Origin of the sequence: Microbacterium rhizomatis (genome assembly GCF_008710745.1) — a bacterium.
Lineage (GTDB): Bacteria > Actinomycetota > Actinomycetes > Actinomycetales > Microbacteriaceae > Microbacterium > Microbacterium rhizomatis.
In genome coordinates, this window is record NZ_VYSA01000002.1 from 497,528 (window position 1) to 519,048 (window position 21,521).

A 21,521-nucleotide genomic window follows, 5' to 3' on the forward strand; every position below is an offset into this window, starting at 1 on the left:
CTACCTCTCCATCTCGGACTTGGGCGAGAGCCCGGGCATGGTGGATTCGGCCAGGATCGACAGCGACGCAGCCACCGAGTGGTCGACCTCGGGCTCAGGCAGGTCATGCTCGGAGAGCACCATGAGAGCCTTGGCGTGCAACCGGACCGTCGAGCCCGGGTCCAGCGGCTCGGCGTCGGCCATCTCGCCCGCGGTGTCGACCATGATGTTCCACTTCGGGCTGAATTCCACTTCCGGAATATGGAAGTCGATGATGTCGTCGCCCGCGTTGAACAGCACGATGAAGTGCAGATCCGAGATCGGCTCGCCGCGACGATCCCGCTCACGGATGCCTCGGCCGTTGAGGAAGACGCCGACAGCGCGCCCGAAGCCGGATTCCCAGTCCTCCGGCTGCATCGCGCTGCCGTCGGGCCGCAGCCACGCGATGTCGGGCACACCCTGACCGACTTCCATGCGCACCGGCCGACCGTTGAAGAACCGGCTCCGGCGGAAGGTGGGGTGATCGCGGCGCAGGCGCGCGAGCGCGGCGGTGAACTCGACCAGCGGGTGATCGACGTTCTCCCAGTCGACCCACGTGATCGGGCTGTCCTGGGCATAGCCGTTGTTGTTGCCCTGCTGGGTGCGGCCCAGCTCGTCGCCGTGCAGCAGCATCGGCACACCCTGGCTGAGCAGGAGCGTCGCGATGAAGTTGCGCTGCTGGCGGGCGCGCAGCGTATTGACCTCGACATCGTCGGTCGGCCCTTCGACGCCGAAGTTCATCGAGCGGTTGTCGTCGGCGCCGTCCCTGCCCTCCTCGCCGTTGGCCTCGTTGTGCTTCTCGTTGTAGCTCACCAGGTCACGGAGGGTGAAGCCGTCGTGGGCGGTGACGAAGTTGACGGATGCCACGGGCCGGCGTCCGGAGTGCTCGTAGAGGTCGGCCGACCCGGTCAGGCGCGAGGCGAATTCGCCGAGGGCCTGCGGCTCGCCGCGCCAGAAGTCGCGCACGGTGTCGCGGTACTTGCCGTTCCACTCGGTCCACTGCGGAGGGAAGTTGCCGACCTGGTACCCGCCGGGACCGACGTCCCACGGCTCGGCGATGAGCTTGACCTGCGAGACCACCGGATCCTGCTGCACGAGTTCGAAGAAGGTCGCGAGCTTGTCGACGTCGTAGAATTCACGGGCCAGCGCCGAGGCGAGGTCGAAGCGGAACCCGTCGACGTGCATCTCGAGCACCCAGTACCGCAGCGAGTCCATGATCAGCTGCAGGGCGTGCGGATTGCCGACGTTCAAGCTGTTGCCCGTGCCGGTGTAGTCGGTGTAGTACCGCTTGTCGGCGTCCTCGAGGCGGTAGTAGGCCGCGTTGTCGATGCCACGCATCGAGAGGGTCGGGCCCATGTGGTTGCCCTCTGCGGTGTGGTTGTAGACCACATCGAGGATGACCTCGATCCCCTCGGCGTGCAGGGCGCGCACCATGCCCTTGAACTCCTCGACCTGCTGGCCGCGCTGCCCCGTAGAGGCATACGTGTTCTGCGGAGCGAGGAACGCGATCGTGTTGTAGCCCCAGTAGTTCGACAGGCCCTTCTCTTCCAGCGTCGAGTCGTTGACGAACTGGTGCACCGGCATGAGCTCGATCGCGGTGACGCCGAGCTTCTTCAGGTGATCGATGATCGCCGGGTGCCCGATGGCGCTGTAGGTGCCGCGGATCGACTCCGGGATGTCGGGGTGACGCTCGGTGAGACCCTTCACGTGCGCCTCGTAGATGAAGCTCTCGGAGTAGGGCGTCTTGGGCAGGCGATCGCCGCCCCAATCGAAGAAGGGATTGACGACGACCGCCTTCATCATCGAGGCCGCCGAGTCCTCGTCGTTGCGCGAGTCGGGGTCGCCGAAGTTGTAGCCGAAGACCTGCTGACCCCACTCGACCTGCCCGTCGACGGCCTTCGCGTACGGGTCCAGGAGGAGCTTGTTCGGGTTGAAGCGCGCGCCGGACTCCGGGTCGTACTCGCCGTACACCCGGTAGCCGTAGCGCTGGCCCGGGCGGACCTGCGGCAGGTACGCGTGCCAGACGAAGGCGTCGACGTCGAGCATCTCGACGCGGGTCTCCTTGCCCCGGTCTCCGAAGAGGCAGAGCTCCACGCGCGTGGCGCCCTCACTGAAGAGGGCGAAGTTGGTGCCGTTGCCGTCGAACGTGGCACCGAGCGGATAAGACGATCCCGGCCAAGCCTGCACTGTCGTTCCCCTTTCGAGAGCATTCACCTTAGTCGAGCCGTGTGTCGGGGAATCTTCTGCCATGCTCCGAGCCTCACGCACGCGGGTATGGCGAGGTCGGGGGTTGACAGCATCCCCGATCGTCACCGCTGGATCGCTCGCCGCGATCAGGTCGCACCCTGTGGAGGCTCGATGAGCAGCGCGATCCGCTCGTCGAGGTAGGCGGCCAGCGGTACGAAGCCGGCCGCCGAGCTCCATCGCACGGCGGCCACGCCGTCGATCATCGCGAGGGGGCCGGATGCTGTGCCCCGCTCGATCGCGTCCAGATCGAGCTCGTTCCAGCCGATGTGCACCGCCGTGCCCTCGGCGAATCCGCCGCGGAAGGCCGCCGCAGACAGCTCGGAGCGACGACGCTGCGTCTCCGCGGTGAACCCGCGCGGCGCCTCATGGCGGGAACGCACGATCTCGCCCGTCGCGAGCACCGCGCTCTCGGTGACCAGAAGCACGCCGAGGTGCCACGCGACACCACGGGGAACGATTCGCGGAGCGCGGGCGACGCCGAGCACCCGGCGCGGCGTGACGAGCTCGCCGAGGGACTCCGCGGGCGCGCCCGAGAGGCGCTCGCGCGCCGCCTCGAAGAGGTCGCTGAGCGCGCTCACCTCGGCGAGCTGAGCGGGTCGTAGGCGGGGCTCGTGACGACCTGGCGATCGCCGTGCAGCGTCATCCCGATCAGTGGGTAGAGCAGCACCGACAGCATCCCCGCCCCCACCAGGGCCGACGCGATTCCCGGGCTGATGAGCTGTTCTTCGGTGCCGATGGTGGTGACCGCGACGATGATCGGCAGACCCGTGGCGCCCAGCAGCGTCAGCGCCCACCGGTCGCGCCGCGTGGAGCCCACCGGGGCGGCGAGGCGGGACGGAAGTCCCCGGATCACGAGCAGCAGGATTGCGAAGATCGGCAGCAGCACGAGGATGCGCCAGTCCGCCACGAGGGCGCTGAGGTTGAAGGTGACTCCGGTGTAGAGGAAGAACAGCGGCACGAAGAACCCGAACGCGACGGCTTCGACCTTGCTCTCGACGGCGTCGCGGTCGGCCTCTTTCGCGCTCCTCATGATGAGCTGCCAGACGATTCCCGCCGTGAATGCACCGAGGAGCATGTCCAGATCGAGCCAGAGACTCACCGCGACGAGGCCGCCCAGGATCAGGAACACCAGCCGCACCGCGAACTGGCCCGAGGTGTGCAGCGTGGCGTTCACGAAGCGGTGCAGGCTGCCGTGGTCGGCCCGCACGGCGAGCCAGATGGCCAGGGCAGCGACCAGCACGAACCCGACGAGCACGAGCGTGGCGACCCCGACTTCGCGCGTTCCCAGGAACAGCGAGATCGCCACGAGCGGGCCGAACTCGCCGACGGCGCCGATCGCCGTGATCGCCTGGCCGAACGGGGTGTCGAGCTCCTTCGCGTCGCGGAGGATCGGCATCAGCGTGCCCAGAGCCGTGGAGCACAGCGCGACGCCGATCACGACGGCACCCGGTCCGGGCGCGAGGATGAAACCGGCCACGACGCCGGCGACCAGACTGATGAGCCATCCGAGCGACGCGCGTCGCGCGGGGCGACCGGCGATCGCCCCGAAGCGGATCTCGGCGCCGGCCATGAAGAACAGCATCGCGAGCCCGAAATCGGCGAGCTCGGCGAACAGATCGCTCGGCTCGACCCAGCCGAGCAGGCTCGGACCGGCGAGGATTCCGAGCAGCAGCTCGAAGACGACGATCGGGATCCGGACCCATCGCCCGAGCCCCCGGGCGACGAGCGGCGCGAGGACGGCGAGGATCGGGAGCAGGAAGAACCCGGAGTGCACGACGCTCATGCCGTCAGCGTAGTGCGGGGAGTTTCCGGTCGAGCCACGACATGAATCCGGGAACCGCGAGGTACGCGACAGTGCCGTGCGTGGCGAACGAGATGGGCTCGAACGTCACGTCCATCCCGAGCGATGCCTCGTGCGCGGCGAAGTCACGCGTGTCGCCGGGCACGACGAGCTCGTCCGAGAGCCCCTGGGCGATGAACAGGGGCGCCGCGAACGCGGTGCTGCCCGCGGAGTTCTCGGCGAGGATCTGATCCCACGGCGCGGTCGTCGTCGGGTCCGCCGTGACGAAGTGCCCGACGAGCGGGTCGCCGATCGCATGCAGCTCGGGGATGTTCTCGAGCAGGCAGAGCTGATTCATCCTGGGCAGCAGCGCGATCGCCTCCGGAGTGAGGATGCTGTTCAGCTCCGTACCGGGAGTGTCGGCGTAGATGCCCGCGAACGCGGCGAACGCGTACGAGCCGATCGTCACGCCGGAGATGTCGTCCAGGTGCGCCTTCAGGAGGTTCTTCAGATCGGCGGCCGGTGCTGCGACGCCGACCGCCTGGATCGTCAGCTCGGGCGCATAGGTCGCCGCCCGCTCGGCCGCGAACAGCACGGCCTGGCCTCCCTGCGAATGACCCCACAGGATGACGTCGTCGCCCGCCTCGGCTCCCGGGATCGTGCGGGCGGCGCGGACCGCGTCGAGCACGTTGTTGCCCTCGGTGACGCCCACAAGGTACGAGTCGGGCCCGGGCGTGCCCATCCCCGCGTAGTCGGTGGCCACGACCGTGTAGCCACGTGTCAGGAGTGCGCGAAGACCCTCGATCATGTCGAACGGATCGAACCCGTAGGACGGTGCGCAATCGGGTGCCGAGCCGGTGGTCGGATGCCCCCATGACACGACCGTGCGCCCGCCCGCCGGTGCGGGACCGAGCGGCACGACCACCACACCGGTGACCAGGACGTCGGCGCCGTTCAGGTCGCGCGAGTGGTACATGATGCGCCAGGCGCGCGCCGCGAGCGGCGCCCCGAGCAGCTCATCGGCCTTCACGAGGTCGCCGGGCGCCCCTGCGGGCACGGGCGAGGGCTGGGCGTAGAAGCCGGCCACCGCCGGGCGCTCGAGCGCGTCGCCCACGAGGCGGATCTCCTCGGCGGCGACGACGCCGCCCAGGACCGCGAGGCTGAACGCGAAGAAGCCCGCGACGATGCGATGCGCGTGGGTTCGACCGAACGGATTGCCAGACACGCTCACGCCTCTCGCTTCCCGCGGGCGCGCTCGGCGGCCTGCGCGGCCGAACGCGCGGCGGATGCGGCATCCGCACGCTCCCGGTCGAGGCGATGCGCCTCGGAGTCGGCGTCCTCGGCGTCGGCGAGCATCCGCTCGAGCTGTGCGCGCAGGTCGTCGACGCGCTCGTGGAGGAGCTCGGCCCGCTCCTGCGCCTTGGTCGAGCGCGCCTCCGCGCGGGCGAGCTCGCGCGCCGCCTCCGACGCGGTGCGCTCCGCCTCGCGCACGGCGAGCTCGGCCGCTTTCCGGGCGCGGCGTTCGGCCAGGTCGTCACGGCTGGGGCGCTGCGTCGGCAGCGGAGTGGTGCCGGCCACCGCGTCCGTCACATCGACCTCGTCGAAGCCCGTCGCCTCGAGGGTGCGCACGAGACGGCCGGTCATGACGGCGGCGGCGGCACCGGCATCCATCACCGCCGCGTTGATCGTCTTCTCGACCTCGTCGCGCGCGGCCGAGCTCACGGTCACCCCCTCGGAGCGGGCGAGGTCGACGGCGTGTTTCGCGAGCGCTGCGACGAGTGCGCGGCGCTGGGTGCTGAGGGTCTTCAGCTCCGCCGCGTCGAGGTCGTCCTGGGCCTCGCGGAGGGCGGCGGCGAGGTCGAGTGCGTCGCCGAGCTTGCCGCCACGGGCGAGGAGGTTCACCGCCCATGCCGCCACGGAGGGCTTGCGCAGAGCCTTGATCGAGGCGGCGGCCGCACGATCGGATACTCCGGCACGCGCGTTGCGCGCGGCGGTGAACCGGTCGGGAGTCAGCGCGTACAGCTCATCGGCCGCGGCGTCGAGCGCAGCGGCGGTGCTTTCGCCTGCGGAGTCCGCGGCATCCTTCATCCGGCCATTCTCGCCGCTTCCTGTGCGGCCGCGCACCCCGGCTTTGCGGTGCGACCTCGCCCCCTCCCCGCGCGCCGTCTGCAGGGAGCAATGTGACCCGTGGTGCACGTGCGAACCGACACGCCGCGCGCAGCGCCGGGCTCCCTGCAAACGGACCCCCAGCCCGAATCAGTCGAGGATGCTCGCCGCCTGGCGCGCTGCGCCGAGCGCGACGTACTCGCCCGGAGCGGGCACCTGCACCGGCAGGCCGAGGACGAGCGGGGCGATCGCCCTGACCGCCTCGGACTGCGCTCCCCCGCCGACCAGCAGCGCGCGTTCGAGCGGGACTCCGAGCGCGCGCAGCGCCTCGAGGCCCGCCGACAGGCCGCCGAGCATTCCCTCGACCGCCGCGCGCGCGAGGTTCTCGCGGGTGGTGGATGCGAGGGTCATGCCGGTGAGCGACGCCGTCGCATCCGGCAGGTTCGGCGTGCGCTCGCCCTCAAAGTACGGCACGAGCGACAGACCCCCCGCTCCGGGTTCGGCCGCGAGGGCGAGCGCGCTGAGCTCGCCGTGCGAGACGTCCAGCAGCCGGGCGATCGCGTCGAGCACGCGCGCGGCGTTGAGCGTGGCGACGAGCGGAAGGAACCGCCCGGTGCAGTCGGCGAAGCCCGCGACGGTGCCCGACGGGTCGATCGTGCGCTCCTGGCTGACGGCGAAGACCGTGCCGCTCGTGCCGATCGAGACGACCACGTCGCCCGGCCCCGCGCCGATTCCGAGCGCCGCGCCCGCATTGTCGCCCGCGCCACCGCCGACGCGGCGCCCCGCCTCATCGAGCACCCACTCGCTCGGCCCGAGCACGCGCGGGAGCATCGCGTCGTGCCCCAGCGCGGCCGTGAGCAGATCGCGGTCGTACGGGTCATCGCCGGCATCGAGGGGCTCGGGGCTCCAGTAGCCGGTGCCCGAAGCATCCGATCTGTCGGTCACGAGCTCGTCCAGCATGGGCCCGCGCACCGATTCGCCGGCCGGCCCGAAGCCGCGCAGGCGCCAGGTCAGCCAGTCGTGCGGGAGGGCGACCGCCGCGACGCGCGCCGCGTTGTCTGGCTCGCTGTCGCGCAGCCAACGGAGCTTCGTGATCGTGAACGACGCCACGGGCACGAGCCCCGTGCGCTGCGCGAGCTGCTCGGCGCCGAACTCGGCGATCAGGTCGGCTGCTGCGCCCGCCGAGCGAGTGTCGTTCCAGAGGAGCGCGGGACGGATGACGCGCCCGCCCTCATCGAGCACGACCATGCCGTGCTGCTGGCCGCCGATCGCCCACGCATCGACGTCACCGATCCCGCCGGCATCGGCGATCGCCGCCTGCAGGGCGGTCCACCACGCCGCGGGGTCGACCTCCGTGCCGTCGGGGTGGGACGCACGTCCCACTCGCACGACCGCACCGGTCACGGCATCCGTGATGACGACCTTGCACGACTGCGTCGACGAATCGACGCCCATGACGAGCTGCATCGCCCGCTCCCTTCGGCTGATAACGCCGAGACGGGGATTCGCCGAGACCGAGTGGCGAGCCACTCGGTCTCGGCGAAAGCCCCTGCCTCGGCGAAGTGTTTCGGACGGGTCAGCGCGCGCCGAGCAGGTGCTCTGTCGCGAGCTGCTGCAGCCGCACGAAACCGAAGCCCTTGCCACCGAGGTATTCGTCGGGCTGGAAGTCCTCGAACGCCGAGCGATCGGCGAGGAAGTCGTCGTACGTCTCGCCCTCGTTCAGCGTCGGCACCGACAGCTCGGCGACCTTGGCGGCCTCGAGCGCCTCCTGCACCTCGGGGTCGACGCGGAACGCCGCGGCACGCTCCTTGAGCAGCAGGTAGGTGCGCATGTTGGCGGATGCCGATTCCCACACGCCCTTCTCGTCCTCGGTGCGGCTCGGCTTGTAGTCGAAGTGACGAGGACCGTCGTAGGCGGGCACGCCGCCGGGTCCGCCGTTCTCGAGCAGGTCGACGAGGGCGAACGCGTTGTGCAGGTCGCCGTGACCGAACACGAGGTCCTGGTCGTACTTGATGCCGCGCTGACCGTTGAGGTCGATGTGGAAGAGCTTGCCGTGGTAGAGCGCCTGGGCGATGCCGGCGGCGAAGTTCAGGCCCGCCATCTGCTCGTGACCGACCTCGGGGTTCACGCCCACGAGCTCGGGGCGCTCGAGCGAGTCGATGAAGGCGATCGCGTGGCCCAGGGTCGGCAGCAGGATGTCGCCGCGCGGCTCGTTGGGCTTGGGCTCGATCGCGAAGCGGATGTCGTAGCCCTTGTCGGTGACGTAATCGCCGAGCAGGTTCACGGCCTCGCGGTAGCGCTCGAGCGCCTGGCGGATGTCTTTCGCCGAGTCGTACTCCGCGCCTTCGCGCCCACCCCACATCACGAACGTCTTGGCACCGAGCTCTGCGCCCAGGTCGAGCTGGCGGAAGACCTTGCGCAGCGCGAACCGGCGCACAGCCCGATCGTTCGAGGTGAAGCCGCCGTCCTTGAAGACGGGGGCCGAGAAGAGGTTGGTCGTGACCATCGGGATGATCAGGCCGGTGTCGGCGAGGGCGCCCTTGAGTCGGTCGATCTGCGTCTGCCGCTCGGCGTCGGTCGAGCCGAAGGCGAAAAGGTCGTCGTCGTGGAACGTCAGGCCGTAGGCGCCGAGTTCCGCCAGCTTCTCGACGGCGTGCACGACGTCGAGCGGGGGGCGGGTCGGTCCACCGAACGGGTCGGTGCCGTTGTAGCCGACGGTCCAGAGTCCGAACGAGAATTTGTCTTCACGGGTGGGGGTGGCCATGGGGTGCTCCTTCGCAGCTGTGCGTGACACGCACGAAATTGTTGCCAAACACAACCTATACCTCCGGATGCCTCTGCGCCACCCTCACCGCGACGTCGATCCGCCACGATGCGGACACTCAGACCCGTGGCCGCGCGGTGGTGGCTCGCGTGATCAGCCGCGTGGGCAACCGCCGGTGCGTGTGCTCGAGCGATTCACCGCGCATGAGCGTCGTGAGCATGCCCACCGCCGCCGCGCCCAGCCGCTGCATCGGCTGGCGGACGGTCGTGAGGGCAGGAAACGACTGGGATGCCTCGGGCACATCGTCGAATCCGACGACCGACAGGTCGCCGGGCACGTCGAGCCCGAACTCGGCCGCGACCTGCATGATCGCGAGCGCCGAGAGGTCGTTGGCGGCGAAGATCGCTGTGGGACGATCGGGGCGGGACAGCAGAGCGACGGCGGCCTCGCGAGCGATGTCCTGCTCGTACCTGCCGACGCCGATCAGGCTCTGATCGACGGGCAGTCCCGCATCGGAGAGCGCACTGCGGTACCCGGCGTCGCGGGCGATGCTCGAACGCAGGTCCGGGCGCCCGGCGATGTAGCCGATGCGCACGTGCCCGAGCCCGATCAGGTAGGCCACCGCCTCTCGCGCTCCCCCGAAGCTGTCCGACTCGACGGTCGGCAGATCGGCGGGCCCCGTGTGGGGGTCGATCGCGACGATCGGAACCTCGGACACGGCGTTCACGACGGTGGGGGTGACCATGATGACCCCGTCGATGAGCGTGCCGCTGAGACGGCTCAACGATCGCCGCTCCCAGCCCGCCGTATCGCCGTGCCGCGACCCGCTGTAGGCCAGCAGGTCATAGGACTGACCGTGGAGCGCCGTGCTGACGCCCTTCAGGATCTCGGTGCTGAAGGGCTCGAAGTCGGCGACGAGCACGCCGATCACGCCGGTCCGCGATGCGCGCATGCTGCTGGCGATGAGGCTGGACTCGTACCCGAGTTCGTGCACGACCTGCATGACGCGATCGAGGGTCGCGCCCGACACCCCGTACCTGCCGTTCACCGCTTTCGAGACCGTCGAGACCGACACCCCGGCCGCCCTCGCCACGTCGTGAATCGTCGCTCGCCCCATGGACACCAGATGCTAGCGCGATGGAAACCGTTTTCGAAAACGTTTGACACACTTTGGTCGTCCTGTAACGCTTTTGCCGTTCGGCCCGGAATCCGGACGGGATGTCGTCGGCGCAGCGAGGCGCACCAGCTTCGACCACAGCATCCAGAGCAACTGTCAGACCCTCGATGGCCGAGGCGTCCACTCAACGAAGAGGAACAGGAATCACATGAATGCGAAGAAGTTTCTGACGGGATCGGCGGTCATCGCTCTCAGCGCGCTCGCTCTGACCGCCTGCAGCGGCGGCGGATCGGGGGATGCCAGTGGCGGCGTCGTCGAGATGTCGCTGTGGCAGAACTCCACCACCGGCGCAGGTCAGCAGTTCTGGAAGGACGCCGTCGCGGCCTTCGAGAAGGACAACCCCAACGTGAAGATCACGATCCAGTCCATCCAGAACGAAGACATGGACGGCAAGCTCCAGACCGCCCTCAACTCGGGCGACGCGCCCGACATCTTCCTGCAGCGCGGCGGCGGCAAGATGGCCGCGATGGTCAAGGCGGGCCAGCTGAAGGATCTGAGCGACTCGATCGACTCCACGATCAAGGAGCAGATCCCGGACGGGTCGTTCAAGGCCGAGACCTACCAGGACAAGGTGTGGGCGATGCCCCTCGCCGTCCTGCCGAGCGGGTTCTGGTACAGCTCCGACCTGTTCACGGCCGCCGGTGTGACGCAGGCACCCACGACGGTGACCGAGCTCCAGGCGGACGTGGCCAAGATCAAGGCCACGGGCGTCGCCCCCATCGCGCTCGGCGCGAAGGACGCATGGCCCGCCGCGCACTGGTACTACAACTTCGCGCTCCGCGAGTGCAGCCCGGCGACCATCGAGTCCACCGCCGACTCGCTCGACTTCAGTGACGCGTGCTGGACGAAGGCCGCACAGGACCTGCAGGACTTCGCGGCGACCGAGCCCTTCAACGACGGCTTCCTGACGACATCCGCGCAGCAGGGTGCCGGCAGCTCTGCAGGGCTCGTCGCCAACCACCAGGCCTCGATGGAGCTCATGGGCGCGTGGGACCCGGGCGTGATCGCCTCGCTCACCCCCGACGAGAAGCCCCTCGCCGACCTCGCCTGGTTCCCCTTCCCCGAGCTCTCCGGCGGTCAAGGCGAGCCCGGCTCCATGATGGGCGGCGTCGACGGCTACTCGTGCTCGGTGAACGCGCCGAAGGAGTGCGTCGACTTCCTCAACTTCGTCGCCTCGGCCGACCAGCAGGTCGCCTACTACAAGGCCTTCAGCGCACCGCCGGTCAACACCGTCGCGCAGAAGTCGGTCACCGAGCCTTACCTCCAGCAGGTGCTGGAGGCCTACAACAAGGCGCCGTTCGTGTCGCAGTGGCTCGATACGGTCCTCGGCCAGAACGTCGGGAATGCGCTGAACGTCGCCGTCGTCGACATGCTCGCCGGCAAGAGCGACCCGGAGCAGTTCATCCAGGCGGTCAACGACGCAGCCAAGAAGGCCTAGCGCGTCATGACCATTCGCGAGACGCAGGCCACGGACACCGCGGCGCAGGCCGATCTCGCGCAGCACGACGGGGGCGGCGCCATGCCGCCCCCGTCCGCGCGGCGCCGCTCCCGATCATGGGGCTTCGGCTGGACCGGCCGGCTCGAGATCGCCCTGCTCGTCGGCCCCGCCGTCATCTTCTTCGTCGGCTTCGTGATCTTCCCCGTGCTGATGGCCGCCTACTACGGCTTCTTCAGCTGGCAGGGGTACGGCCCCGCGACGGACTTCGTCGGCCTCAAGAACTACATCACGATCCTCACCGACCCCACCTTCCTCGACGCGCTCGGGCACAACGGCTTCATCGTCGTGTTCTCCATCGTCCTGCAGGGGCCGGTCGCGATCTTCCTGGCTCTTCTCCTGAACCGCCGGATGCGCGGCCAGTCGGTGATCCGGGTGCTGATCTTCGTGCCCTACGTGATCTCCGAGGTCGTCGTCGGCACGGGGTGGAGCCTCATGCTGCAGACGGACGGCGCGCTGAACGGACTGCTCGAGAAGATCGGGCTCGGCAACCTCGCGCACGACTGGCTCTCTGATCCGAACATCGCCATCTGGACCCTGATGGTCATCCTCACCTGGAAGTACGTCGGGTTCGCCGTCATCCTCTTCCTCGCCGGTCTCCAGGGCATTCCCCAGGAGCTGTACGAGGCGGCTGCGCTCGACGGCGCGTCCTACTGGCAGACGCAGCGGCGCATCACCCTTCCGCTGCTGGCCCCGACGCTGCGCATCTGGGCGTTCCTCTCGGTGATCGGAGCCCTTCAGCTGTTCGATCTCGTCTACATCATCTGGGGCCAGTACGTGGCTTCCACGGCCGGTACCTCGACGATGGCCACGTACATGGTCGTCAACGGTCGCAATGCCGGCAACTACGGCTACGGGAATGCGGTCGCCGTGGTCATCTTCCTCATCTCGCTCGTCATCGCGCTGCTCTACCAGCGCTTCGTGCTGCGCCGTGATACGGCCGGCGCACTCACCGAAAGGGTCAAGGTCCGATGACCGCGATCGCCGCAGCAACCGCCCCCACGCCTCCGCGCACCCGACGTCGCGACCGCACCGAGAAGCTGCCGTGGGGCAATCCCTCGGTCTACTTCATCGCGCTGATCGTCATCGCCCTGATGCTCGCCCCCGTCTTCTACATCATCATCGGAGGCTTCCGCAGCAACTCCCAGATCACCGTCGACCCATCGGGCATGCCCGACCCGTGGAACCTCGAGAACTATCTGAGCGTGCTGACGGGCTCGACCTTCTGGACCGAGGTGCTCAACTCGACGATCGCGGCGCTCGCCACGACCGCGGGTGTCGTGCTGATGGGGCTCATGGCGAGCTACGTGATCGCGCGCTACCAGTTCCGCGGGCGGGGCGTGCTGTACGCCCTGTTCGCCGCCGGCCTAATGTTCCCCATCACCGTCGCGATCACGCCCCTTTACATCGTCGTGCGCAACCTGGGGCTCATGAACTCGCTCGCGGGCGTCATCCTGCCCCAGATCGCCTTCGCCCTGCCGACCACGATCATCATCCTCGTGCCGTTCCTCCGCGCCATCCCCGACGAGATCCAGGAGGCGGCGTTCATCGACGGGCTGGGACGCCTGGGCTTCTTCTGGCGGATGGTCCTGCGGCTCTCGCTTCCCGGAGTGATCACCGTGGGCATCCTGGCCTTCATCGGCAGCTGGAACAGCTACCTTCTTCCCCTGTTCATCCTGAACAACGAGGCGACCTACACCCTCCCTCTGGGCGTGCAGGCCTTCTCGTCGCAGTACTCGGTCGACACCGCGAAGGTGCTCGCGTTCACGTCGCTGTCGATGATCCCCGCGCTGGTGTTCTTCAGCCTCTTCGAGCGCCGGATCGTCGGCGGCCTGACGGGGGCGGTGAAGGGATGACCCTCGAGCACGACATCGCGGCGTCTGCGCGCGTGCGCGACCTGCTGGCAGACATGACGCTCGATGAGAAGCTCGCCCAGCTCGTCGGGTTCTGGGTCGACCAGGGCGATGAGCTCGTGGCCCCGATGGCCGGCGAGATGGCGACTTCCACCCGCTACGAAGAAGCCACGGCGCACGGTCTCGGGCACCTCACCCGCGTGTACGGCACGCGTCCGGTCGATCCGATCGAACGTGCCGAGTGGCTGTGGTCCGCGCAGCGGACACTGCAGACCGAGACACGCCTGGGCATCCCCGCGATCGTCCACGAGGAGTGCCTGACCGGGCTCGCCGCGTGGCAGGCGGCCACCTTCCCGACGCCGCTCGCGTGGGGCGCGGCCTTCGATCCCGAGCTCGTCGCCGAGATGGGCCGGCTCATCGGTGCGTCGATGCGAGAGCTCGGCATCCACCAGGGGCTCGCGCCCGTGCTCGATGTCATCCGCGATCCGAGGTGGGGTCGGGTGGACGAGTGCATCGCCGAGGACCCCTACGTCGTGGGCACGATCGGCACGGCCTATGTGCGGGGACTCCAGCAGTCGGGGGTCATCGCGACCCTCAAGCACTTCGTCGGCTATTCGGCCTCGCAGGCCGGGCGCAACCACGCGCCTGTGCACGCCGGGCCGCGTGAGATCGCCGATGTGCTCCTTCCGCCGTTCGAGATGGCGGTGCGCGACGGTGGCGCACGGTCCGTCATGAACTCGTACGCCGAGATCGACGGGATGCCGGTGGCCGGCACACCCGCATACCTCACCGACATCCTCCGAGACGCCTGGGGTTTCGACGGGGTCGTGGTGTCGGACTACTTCTCGGTCGCCTTCCTGCACACGATGCACGCCGTCGCCGCAGACCGCGCCGCCGCGGCCGAACTCGCGCTCACGGCCGGCATCGACGTCGAGCTTCCAAGCGGTGACGCCTTTCCCGCTCTCGCGGCGCGGGTCCGCGACGGACTCGTCGACGAGTCGCTCGTCGACCGGGCTGTGCTCCGCGTGCTGGCGCAGAAAGAGCAGCTGGGCCTGCTGGATGCCGACTTCACCACGCCCCCTCGCGCCGTCGACCTCGACTCGCCCGCGCACCGCGCTCTCGCGGGGACGCTCGCGGCCGAGTCGATCGTGCTGCTCTCCAACGACGGCACGCTCCCCCTCCGCCCCGACACGCAGACCATCGCGGTGATCGGCCCGAACGCCGACTCGCCACACGCTCTGATGGGGTGCTATTCGTTCGCGAACCACGTGCTGGCGCTGCATCCGGGCGTGCCCCTCGGCTTCGAGATCCCGTCGATCACCGAGGCCGTCCGTGCCGAGCATCCGTCCGCACGCATCCTCACCGCGCTCGGCTGCGAAGTCGAGGGCACCGACCGCTCGGGCATCGCGGAGGCGGTCGATGCGGCACGGCAGGCGGATGTCGCGATCGTCGTCGTCGGAGACCGCGCGGGCCTGTTCGGCCGCGGCACCGTGGGCGAGGGCAACGACGTCGAAGACCTCGAGCTGCCCGGCGTGCAGCGCGAACTCGTCGAGGCGATCGTCGCGACCGGAACCCCCGTCGTGCTGGTCGTGCTGTCGGGTCGTCCGTACGCGATCGGCTGGGCGCTGGACGGCCCTGGCGCCGTCGCGGCCGCCCTGCAGACCTTCTTCCCCGGAGAAGAGGGCGGCCCGGCGCTCGCGGGCATCATCTCGGGGCGGATCGAGCCGTCGGGCCACCTGCCCGTCTCCCTCCCCCGGTCGGCGGGTGCCCAGCCGTACTCGTACCTGCATCCGCTGCTGGGCGGACCCACCGAGATCACGAGCGCCGACAGCACTCCCGTGCGCCCCTTCGGTCACGGTCTGACGTACACGTCATTCGCGCGGACCGATCTGACCGCCGATGCGGCAGTGCCCGCCGGTGCCGCGGCGATCGTCAGCGTCACCGTGCGCAACACCGGCGAGCGCGCGGGCATCGATCTCGTGCAGCTCTATGCGCACGACGTGTACGCGAGCGTCACGCGGCCGGTGGCGCAGCTCCTGGCCTACCAGCGCGTCGCGCTCGAGCCCGGCGAATCGGCCACCGTGACGTTCGACGTGCCCACGACTCGGCTCGCGTTCACGGACTCTGCCGGGGACCGGATCGTCGAGCCGGGATCGGTAGCGCTCTGGGTCGGTCCGTCCTGCGATGTCCGCGAGACGGAGGCGACACTCGAGCTCACCGGCGCTGTGCACACCGTGACGGCAGCGGATGCGCGACTGTGCACCTCGCGGGTGGCCCGAGGCGTCAGGGTCTGACCCCGATTCTGAATGGCTCCGGTCTGAATGGCTCCCGCTCGGACCGCTCGCCTGAGGCTGCGTCCTCAGGCGAGCGCCAGCTCCACGGTCGCGAACGCGTGCGCCGGCAGGCGCAGCACGAGCGCGCCGTCGCGGATCGTCGTCTCCAGCGGCACCGGGGCCACCGCATCCGGATCAGCCGGGGTGTTGTGCGCGGTCGGCACCGATGCCGTCAGCACGCGCGCACGGGTGACCGAGGCCTCGCGTCCGCGCAGGTCGACGGTCACCTCCATGTCCTCATCGGCCGAAAGATGCGAGAACGACAGGAGCGCCGTGCCGTCTTTCGTCGAAGCCGACAGCGACAGGAGGGGCAGCGGTTCGTCGGCGTCGTCCCACGAGGGCACCTCCACGAGCCGGGCGTCGAGCGACGCGGCATCCTGATGGCCCTTGTTCATCTCGTACACGTGGTATGTCGGGGTGAGCACGAGCCCGCCGTCGTCATCGGTCAGGATCATCGCCTGCAGCACGTTGAGCGTCTGGGCGATGTTCGTCATCCGCAGGCGGGCGGCGTGCCGGTGGAAGACGTCGAAATGGATGCCGGCCACCAGCGCGTCGCGCATCGTGTTCTGCTGGAACAGGAATCCGGGGTTGGTGTCGGGTTCGACCTGCCACCACGTTCCCCACTCGTCGCAGACGAGCCCGATCGTCCGCTCGGGGTCGTACGCGTCCATCACCTCTTCGTGAGCGCGGATGATGCGCTCCATGTCCGCGGCAGCCGCCAGCGTGCGGAAGTACTGCGCGGACGAGAACTCGGTCGCCGGGTCCGTGGCGATCCCGGTACCGGAGTGCGTGTAGTAGTGGAACGAGATCGACTGGAAGGGCGGCGGGGAGGGGAAGGGGGCGTGCGAGCTCATCGCCGACTCCATCAGCACGCGCGTCCACCGCACGTCGTCGTCGGAGCCCCCTGCCGCGATCCGCTCGAGCACGTTGCCGCCGTGGTTCTTGGCGAACGTGGCGAACTGGCGGGCGAGGTTCGTGTAGTACTCCGGCGTCATGTTGCCACCGCATCCCCACGCCTCGTTCCCGAGGCCCCAGAACGGCACCCTCCACGGCTCGTCGCGACCGTTCTCGCGGCGCAGCCGCGCCATGGGGCTGTCGTCACCCCGGGTGAGGTACTCGACCCAGTCGGCCATCTCCTGCACCGTTCCGCTGCCGACATTGCCATTGACGTAGGCGTCCGCCCCGAGCAGGTCGCAGAGGTCCATGAACTCGTGCGTGCCGAAGGAGTTGTCCTCGACGACGTCGCCCCAGTTCGTGTTCACCATCTTCGGGCGCGAGCCGCGCGGGCCGATGCCGTCGCGCCAGTGATAGGTGTCGGCGAAGCAGCCGCCCGGCCAGCGGAGGTTGGGGATGTCGATCGCGCGGAGCGCCTCGACGACGTCGAGGCGGATGCCGCGCACGTTCGGGATCGACGAATCCTCGCCGACCCAGAACCCGCCGTAGACGCACCGGCCGAGATGCTCGGCGAAGTGGCCGTAGATGTGCCGGTTGATCGTGGGCCCGGGCGCATCGAGGTCGATGCGGGCTCGCGCGGTCGAAGTCACTGTCTGTTCCAATCCTCGAAGGACGTGAGCGGCACGAGCGAGGGGCGCTCGGCCGTGGTGCCCAGGCTGAGCCGGCCGCCTTCGCGGGCTGATGCCAGGAGCGCGGTCATGATCTCGAGCACGTGCAGCGCCACACCGCCCGAGGCCCGCCCCTCGCCGTCGCGAAGGAAGTCGATCACTCCGATGCCGCGGCCCGCACGCTCGTAGCCGGCGCTGGGTGCGAGCGTCGACCATTCCTGCTCGCCGTGCTTCCGAAGGCGCACGTCGCCGTCGAACATGTTGGGGTCGGGCACGCTCAGCGTGCCCGACTCGCCGTGGACCTCGATCGGCGCCGCCGTGGTGCCCACCGCATCGAAGCTGAACGTCACGGTCGACAGGGCTCCCCCGGCGTGCTCGAGGACACCCGTCACATGGGTGTCGACCTCGACGGGGATCACCTCGCCCGCGCGAGGGCCCGAGCCGATCACCCGTGTGTCGCGCAGCCGCGACGAGGCTCCCGTGACGCGGACCACGGGTCCGAGCATCTGGACGAGCGATGTGAGGTAGTAGGGCCCCATGTCCAGGAGCGGTCCGCCGCCCGTGCGGTAGTAGAAGTCCGGATGCGGGTGCCACGCCTCGTGCCCGGCAGAGACCCACGTCGCGGTCGCCGCCACCGGTCGGCCGATCCACCCGGCGTCGACCGCGGCGCGCGCGGTCTGGATGCCGGTGCCCAGCACCGTGTCGGGTGCACAGCCGATCCAGGCGGTGCCCGCGGCATCCGTCACCGACCGCGCCTCCGCGAAGGTCGCCGCCAGCGGCTTCTCGCCGTACACGTTCTTCCCCTGGGCCAGCGCGGCGAGCGCGACCTCCCCGTGCGCAGAGGGGATCGTGAGATTGATGACGGTCTGCACGCGCGGGTCGGCGACGAGGTCGGCGAGGGTGAGGGCCCGGCACCCCGGAATGCCGTCGGCGACCGAGGCCGCACGCGCGGCGTCGAGATCGGCGGCCGCGACGATGCGCACGTCGGGATGCGCGGCGAGGGTGCTCAGGTACTGGCTCGAGATGACGCCGAGGCCGACGATTCCTATGCCGTGCGGCTCGCCCACAGCATTCCCCTTTCGATGATGGTGCGAACATTCGGGTCGCGCAGGACGTCGAGGCTGTGGCCGGGGGTCGCGACGAAGACGCGCCCCGCTCCCCAGAGGCGCGTCCAGACGACAGGCGACGTGATCGGCCGGTGCCACGGGTGATAGGGCTGGACGGGATGCGTGGTCGTCGCCAGCACGTCGTTGAGATCGTCGTGCAGCACCCAGTACTGCTCGGTGCGCAGCGTGAAGCCCTCGATGCCCGCCATGATGTCGTGCGAGCGACCGAGGTCGGTGAGCTCGACGGTGTGGGTCAGGAAGTTGTCGGTCTCGTCTCCCGCGCGCTGATCGGGATGCTTCGACGGATGCGTCGCGAACTGCCCGCCGATCAGCTGCAGGTAGTCGGACTCGTTGCGGTACGAGTCGGCGATGCCGCCGTGCCACCCGGCGAGTCCCGTACCGCGCTCGACCGCGGCGCGCAGCCCGACGAGCGCCTCGCGCGAGATCTGGGACATGGTGACGGACTGGACGACCAGATCGGTGGCGCCCATCGCCTCCTCGTCGGCGTACACCTCATTGGACTCCTCGATGCGGACATCGAAGCCCTGTCCCTTCAGGAACGGGACGAACAGGTCGGTCGCCTCGACCGGGCGATGCCCGTCCCATCCGCCGCGCACGACGAGGGCCTTGCGAAGCGCGGTCATCGGGTCTCCTTCGACGGGGTGCGTGCCACGGCAACGATGCCAGTCGGGGGTGGTGGAGAGCGAGGAATTTGCGCAAAATAGGACGATGTCGTACCCGCGTCACGCGACCCTGACCGATGTGGCCGCCGCCGCCGGCGTCAGCGTGTCGACGGCCTCCCGCGCACTGCGTGGACGCGGCGAGATGGCCCCGGCGACGCGCGCCCGCGTGCTGGCCGCTGCGCAGCGGCTCGGCCACTCGCGCGCGAACGAGCGACGCGGCAGGCCGCGCACGGGCACATCCCTGCTGTTCGACCTCGTGCTGGGCCACTTCCACGACCCGTACTCGGACGAAGTGACCGCCGGCGCCCACACCGCCGCCGCGGAGTTGAACTACGACCTCGTTCTCACGGCCGAACGCGCCGTGCCCGACGATGACTGGCCGATGCGCATCCGCTCCCGGGGGTCGGCGGGCGTCGTCCTCGGACTGATCCTCCCCACCGCGACCCAGCTCGCCGTGCTGCAGGATGCCGGAATCCCCGTCGTGCTCCTCGACCCCTGGGGCGACCCTTCGCTGGCTCTCCCGAGCGTGCGCACGACCGACCGTGCGGGTGGCATCGAAGCAGCCGAGCACCTGGTCGCGCAGGGCGCTCGGCGATTCGTCGTGATCGGGGGTGCGCCGTCGTATCGGTACGGCCGCGCGCGCGTCGACGGATTCGAGTCGACGATCCGCGCGCTCCTTCCCGGCGCCCCCCTGATCCGCACACGGGCCGATTGGACCTCCTCCGACGCACGACGGGCGGGGGCCGCCGCACTGGCGGCGCTTCCCCCACGGCCGTCGGATGCGCCGATCGGTCTGTTCGCATGCTCGGACGAGATGGCCGCGGGCGCGTATCAGGCCGCCGCCGATTCCCGCCTCTCGATCCCCCGCGACGTCATGGTCGTCGGCTTCGACGATGTCCGCGGCGCACGATGGCTGCAGCCCTCGCTGACCACGGTGCGCCAGCCGATTCGAGAGATGGCGGCTGCGGCGATCCACGCCCTCGCGGGCGCGGCGCGGGGCGAACCCCTCGAAGCCACCGTCACCGAGCTGCCCACGCGCCTGATCCCACGAGGGTCCACTCGGGCACCGGGCGACAGCATCCCTCCGTCCGCTGTGGTGCGCCGCGAAGGAGCAGAGTCGGGCGACTCCTAGGGTGGAGGCGTGAGCGATCCGAACGGGGCAGGCGGCGGGGCAGGCGGCGGGGCAGTCGCCGAGGGCGTTCGCCAGCGCAACCTCGCGCGCATCCTCCGGCTCGTCCACGTCGACGGCCCGCTGTCGCGCGCGGCGCTGACCGAGGCGACGGGACTGAACCGCTCCACGGTCGCCGATCTGGTCGGCGAGCTCGTCGGCCAGCAGCTCGTGCAGGAGCGCGCACCCGACCCCTCGCGTCGCGTGGGCCGCCCCTCGCCCGTCGTGGCGGTCGACCCGCGCGTGATCGCGATCGCCGTGAACCCCGAGGTCGACGCCCTCACGATCGCCGCGGTCGGCCTCGACCGACGCATCGCCCTGCGCGACCGGATCGAGATGGACCACCTCCTCTCGCCCGAAGAGACCGCTCGCCTCGTCGCCGAGCGCATCGCGCTCTGGCGCACCGGCGCCCTCACGGACGCCCGGATCGCCGGGGTCGGCCTCGCCGTCCCCGGCCTGGTGCGCGCGGTCGACGGACTCGTGCGCCACGCCCCGCATCTGCGGTGGGCCGATGCTCCGCTCCGCGACCTGGTCAGCGCCGCGACCGGGCTGCCGACGGCGGTCGGCAACGACGCGAGCCTCGGCGTCCTCGCCGAGCACCTCTTCGGCGCCGGACGAGGCATCGACGACATCGTCTACCTGAACGGCGGCGCGAGCGGTATCGGCGGCGGACTCATCGTGCACGGGATGCCGGTGGCCGGCGCCGGCGGCTATGCCGGCGAGTTCGGGCAGAACCGCCCGGGTATCGCCGCGGATGCCGACCGCCGCGCGACCGAGGGCGTGCTCGAAGACGAGGTCAGCCGCGCGCGCCTCCTCGACGCGGTGGGGCTGGCCTCGGCCGACGAGCCCACGCTGGCCGCCGCCCTGTCCGCTTCGGACTCACCGCTCGTCGCGGCCGAGCTCGAGCGCCAGCGGCGCATCCTCGCGACCGCGCTCGCGAACGCCGTCAATGTCCTCAATCCCCGCGTGGTGATCCTGGGCGGGTTCCTCGCCACGGTCGCCGAGCTCGGCTTCGACGAGCTCGCGATCGCCGTCGCGCGGCAGGCCATGCCGGCCAGCATGGACGAGGTCGACATCCGGGTCGCCGTTCTCGCCGAGGATCGCCTGCTCATCGGAGCGGCCGAAGCGGCGTTCGCCGAGCTGCTGCGCGATCCGCAGGACCATCCCGCCCTGCGGTGAAAAACCCGCACTCCGAGGGCCGGGCCGAGTATCGTCGGCACCAACTCCGA

General features: G+C 69.8%; 17 protein-coding genes. 6 read left to right on the forward strand and 11 right to left on the reverse strand.

The genetic code is table 11. The annotated features are described in order from the left end of the window. From glgX to F6B43_RS10740, 8 genes are all read right to left on the reverse strand, one after another. Window positions 1-2,205, reverse strand: coding sequence for a glycogen debranching protein GlgX (glgX, locus tag F6B43_RS10705; RefSeq protein WP_150448919.1), 2,205 nt, complete (start codon window positions 2,203-2,205; stop codon window positions 1-3). A gap of 146 nt (window positions 2,206-2,351) precedes the next feature. Next, entirely contained in the window at window positions 2,352-2,843 is a 492-nt protein-coding gene (locus F6B43_RS10710) for a glutaminase (protein ID WP_150448920.1), read from the reverse strand. Then, window positions 2,840-4,048, reverse strand: coding sequence for a cation:proton antiporter (locus tag F6B43_RS10715; protein ID WP_150448921.1), 1,209 nt, complete (start codon window positions 4,046-4,048; stop codon window positions 2,840-2,842). Before F6B43_RS10715 ends, F6B43_RS10710 begins: the two co-directional genes overlap by 4 nt. Window positions 4,049-4,052: 4 nt before the next feature. Further along, window positions 4,053-5,270, reverse strand: a complete 1,218-nt coding sequence (locus tag F6B43_RS10720; protein WP_246159909.1) for an alpha/beta fold hydrolase — start codon at window positions 5,268-5,270, stop codon at window positions 4,053-4,055. Window positions 5,271-5,272: 2 nt separating this feature from the next. Beyond that, window positions 5,273-6,133: a transposase gene (locus F6B43_RS10725; RefSeq protein ID WP_150448922.1), complete on the reverse strand. Its 861-nt coding sequence runs from the start codon at window positions 6,131-6,133 to the stop codon at window positions 5,273-5,275. 168 nt (window positions 6,134-6,301) lie between these two features. Further along, the gene (locus tag F6B43_RS10730; protein ID WP_211368109.1) at window positions 6,302-7,618 is read right to left on the reverse strand and encodes a xylulokinase; all 1,317 of its coding nucleotides are present in this window, start codon (window positions 7,616-7,618) and stop codon (window positions 6,302-6,304) included. A 109-nt stretch (window positions 7,619-7,727) separates the two neighbouring features. Continuing rightward, a complete protein-coding gene (gene xylA, locus F6B43_RS10735; protein ID WP_150448923.1) occupies window positions 7,728-8,915 on the reverse strand; it encodes a xylose isomerase in 1,188 nt (395 codons plus the stop codon). A gap of 118 nt (window positions 8,916-9,033) precedes the next feature. Then, complete coding sequence (locus F6B43_RS10740; protein ID WP_150448924.1) at window positions 9,034-10,032, reverse strand: LacI family DNA-binding transcriptional regulator; 999 nt, start codon at window positions 10,030-10,032, stop codon at window positions 9,034-9,036. A gap of 208 nt (window positions 10,033-10,240) precedes the next feature. Between F6B43_RS10740 and F6B43_RS10745 the strand changes: the two genes are divergently transcribed. From F6B43_RS10745 to F6B43_RS10760, 4 genes are read left to right on the forward strand one after another with little or no spacing between them, the layout of a single operon-like run. Next, complete coding sequence (locus tag F6B43_RS10745) at window positions 10,241-11,530, forward strand: ABC transporter substrate-binding protein (protein ID WP_150448925.1); 1,290 nt, start codon at window positions 10,241-10,243, stop codon at window positions 11,528-11,530. Window positions 11,531-11,536: 6 nt separating this feature from the next. Then, on the forward strand, window positions 11,537-12,562 hold the full coding sequence (locus tag F6B43_RS10750; protein WP_150448926.1) for a carbohydrate ABC transporter permease: 1,026 nt from the start codon (window positions 11,537-11,539) through the stop codon (window positions 12,560-12,562). Beyond that, window positions 12,559-13,443 carry a carbohydrate ABC transporter permease gene (locus F6B43_RS10755; RefSeq protein ID WP_150448927.1) on the forward strand — a complete coding sequence of 295 codons (885 nt, stop codon included), beginning with the start codon at window positions 12,559-12,561 and terminating at the stop codon, window positions 13,441-13,443. The genes F6B43_RS10750 and F6B43_RS10755 overlap by 4 nt, the downstream gene beginning before the upstream one ends. After that, window positions 13,440-15,734, forward strand: coding sequence for a beta-xylosidase/alpha-l-arabinosidase (locus tag F6B43_RS10760; RefSeq protein ID WP_150448928.1), 2,295 nt, complete (start codon window positions 13,440-13,442; stop codon window positions 15,732-15,734). Before F6B43_RS10755 ends, F6B43_RS10760 begins: the two co-directional genes overlap by 4 nt. Before the next feature lie 65 nt (window positions 15,735-15,799). Here the strand turns inward: F6B43_RS10760 and F6B43_RS10765 are convergent, their stop codons facing one another. From F6B43_RS10765 to F6B43_RS10775, 3 genes are read right to left on the reverse strand one after another with little or no spacing between them, the layout of a single operon-like run. Next, window positions 15,800-17,317, reverse strand: coding sequence for an alpha-N-arabinofuranosidase (locus tag F6B43_RS10765; RefSeq protein ID WP_150448929.1), 1,518 nt, complete (start codon window positions 17,315-17,317; stop codon window positions 15,800-15,802). Beyond that, a complete protein-coding gene (locus F6B43_RS10770; RefSeq protein ID WP_150448930.1) occupies window positions 17,314-18,402 on the reverse strand; it encodes a Gfo/Idh/MocA family protein in 1,089 nt (362 codons plus the stop codon). Before F6B43_RS10770 ends, F6B43_RS10765 begins: the two co-directional genes overlap by 4 nt. Beyond that, the gene (locus tag F6B43_RS10775) at window positions 18,381-19,085 is read right to left on the reverse strand and encodes a ThuA domain-containing protein (RefSeq protein ID WP_150448931.1); all 705 of its coding nucleotides are present in this window, start codon (window positions 19,083-19,085) and stop codon (window positions 18,381-18,383) included. The genes F6B43_RS10770 and F6B43_RS10775 overlap by 22 nt, the downstream gene beginning before the upstream one ends. Before the next feature lie 85 nt (window positions 19,086-19,170). Here F6B43_RS10775 and F6B43_RS10780 point away from each other — a divergent pair, with 85 nt between their 5' ends. Both F6B43_RS10780 and F6B43_RS10785 read left to right on the forward strand, forming a co-directional pair. Then, window positions 19,171-20,256 (forward strand): LacI family DNA-binding transcriptional regulator, encoded by a 1,086-nt coding sequence (locus F6B43_RS10780; RefSeq protein WP_150448932.1) that lies wholly within the window; start codon window positions 19,171-19,173, stop codon window positions 20,254-20,256. A gap of 9 nt (window positions 20,257-20,265) precedes the next feature. Continuing rightward, complete coding sequence (locus F6B43_RS10785; protein ID WP_150448933.1) at window positions 20,266-21,471, forward strand: ROK family transcriptional regulator; 1,206 nt, start codon at window positions 20,266-20,268, stop codon at window positions 21,469-21,471. Window positions 21,472-21,521: the final 50 nt, after the last annotated feature.

What these genes read in the sequence shown, in the direction of transcription:
- F6B43_RS10760 (WP_150448928.1), top strand. Translation starts at nt 13,440, where the DNA reads ATGACCCTCGAGCACGACATCGCGGCGTCTGCGCGCGTGCGCGACCTG.
- F6B43_RS10755 (WP_150448927.1), top strand. Translation starts at nt 12,559, where the DNA reads ATGACCGCGATCGCCGCAGCAACCGCCCCCACGCCTCCGCGCACCCGA.
- F6B43_RS10730 (WP_211368109.1), bottom strand. Translation starts at nt 7,618, where the DNA reads ATGCAGCTCGTCATGGGCGTCGATTCGTCGACGCAGTCGTGCAAGGTC.
- F6B43_RS10740 (WP_150448924.1), bottom strand. Translation starts at nt 10,032, where the DNA reads ATGGGGCGAGCGACGATTCACGACGTGGCGAGGGCGGCCGGGGTGTCG.
- xylA (WP_150448923.1), bottom strand. Translation starts at nt 8,915, where the DNA reads ATGGCCACCCCCACCCGTGAAGACAAATTCTCGTTCGGACTCTGGACC.
- F6B43_RS10775 (WP_150448931.1), bottom strand. Translation starts at nt 19,085, where the DNA reads ATGACCGCGCTTCGCAAGGCCCTCGTCGTGCGCGGCGGATGGGACGGG.
- F6B43_RS10725 (WP_150448922.1), bottom strand. Translation starts at nt 6,133, where the DNA reads ATGAAGGATGCCGCGGACTCCGCAGGCGAAAGCACCGCCGCTGCGCTC.
- F6B43_RS10750 (WP_150448926.1), top strand. Translation starts at nt 11,537, where the DNA reads ATGACCATTCGCGAGACGCAGGCCACGGACACCGCGGCGCAGGCCGAT.
- F6B43_RS10780 (WP_150448932.1), top strand. Translation starts at nt 19,171, where the DNA reads ATGTCGTACCCGCGTCACGCGACCCTGACCGATGTGGCCGCCGCCGCC.
- F6B43_RS10745 (WP_150448925.1), top strand. Translation starts at nt 10,241, where the DNA reads ATGAATGCGAAGAAGTTTCTGACGGGATCGGCGGTCATCGCTCTCAGC.
- F6B43_RS10715 (WP_150448921.1), bottom strand. Translation starts at nt 4,048, where the DNA reads ATGAGCGTCGTGCACTCCGGGTTCTTCCTGCTCCCGATCCTCGCCGTC.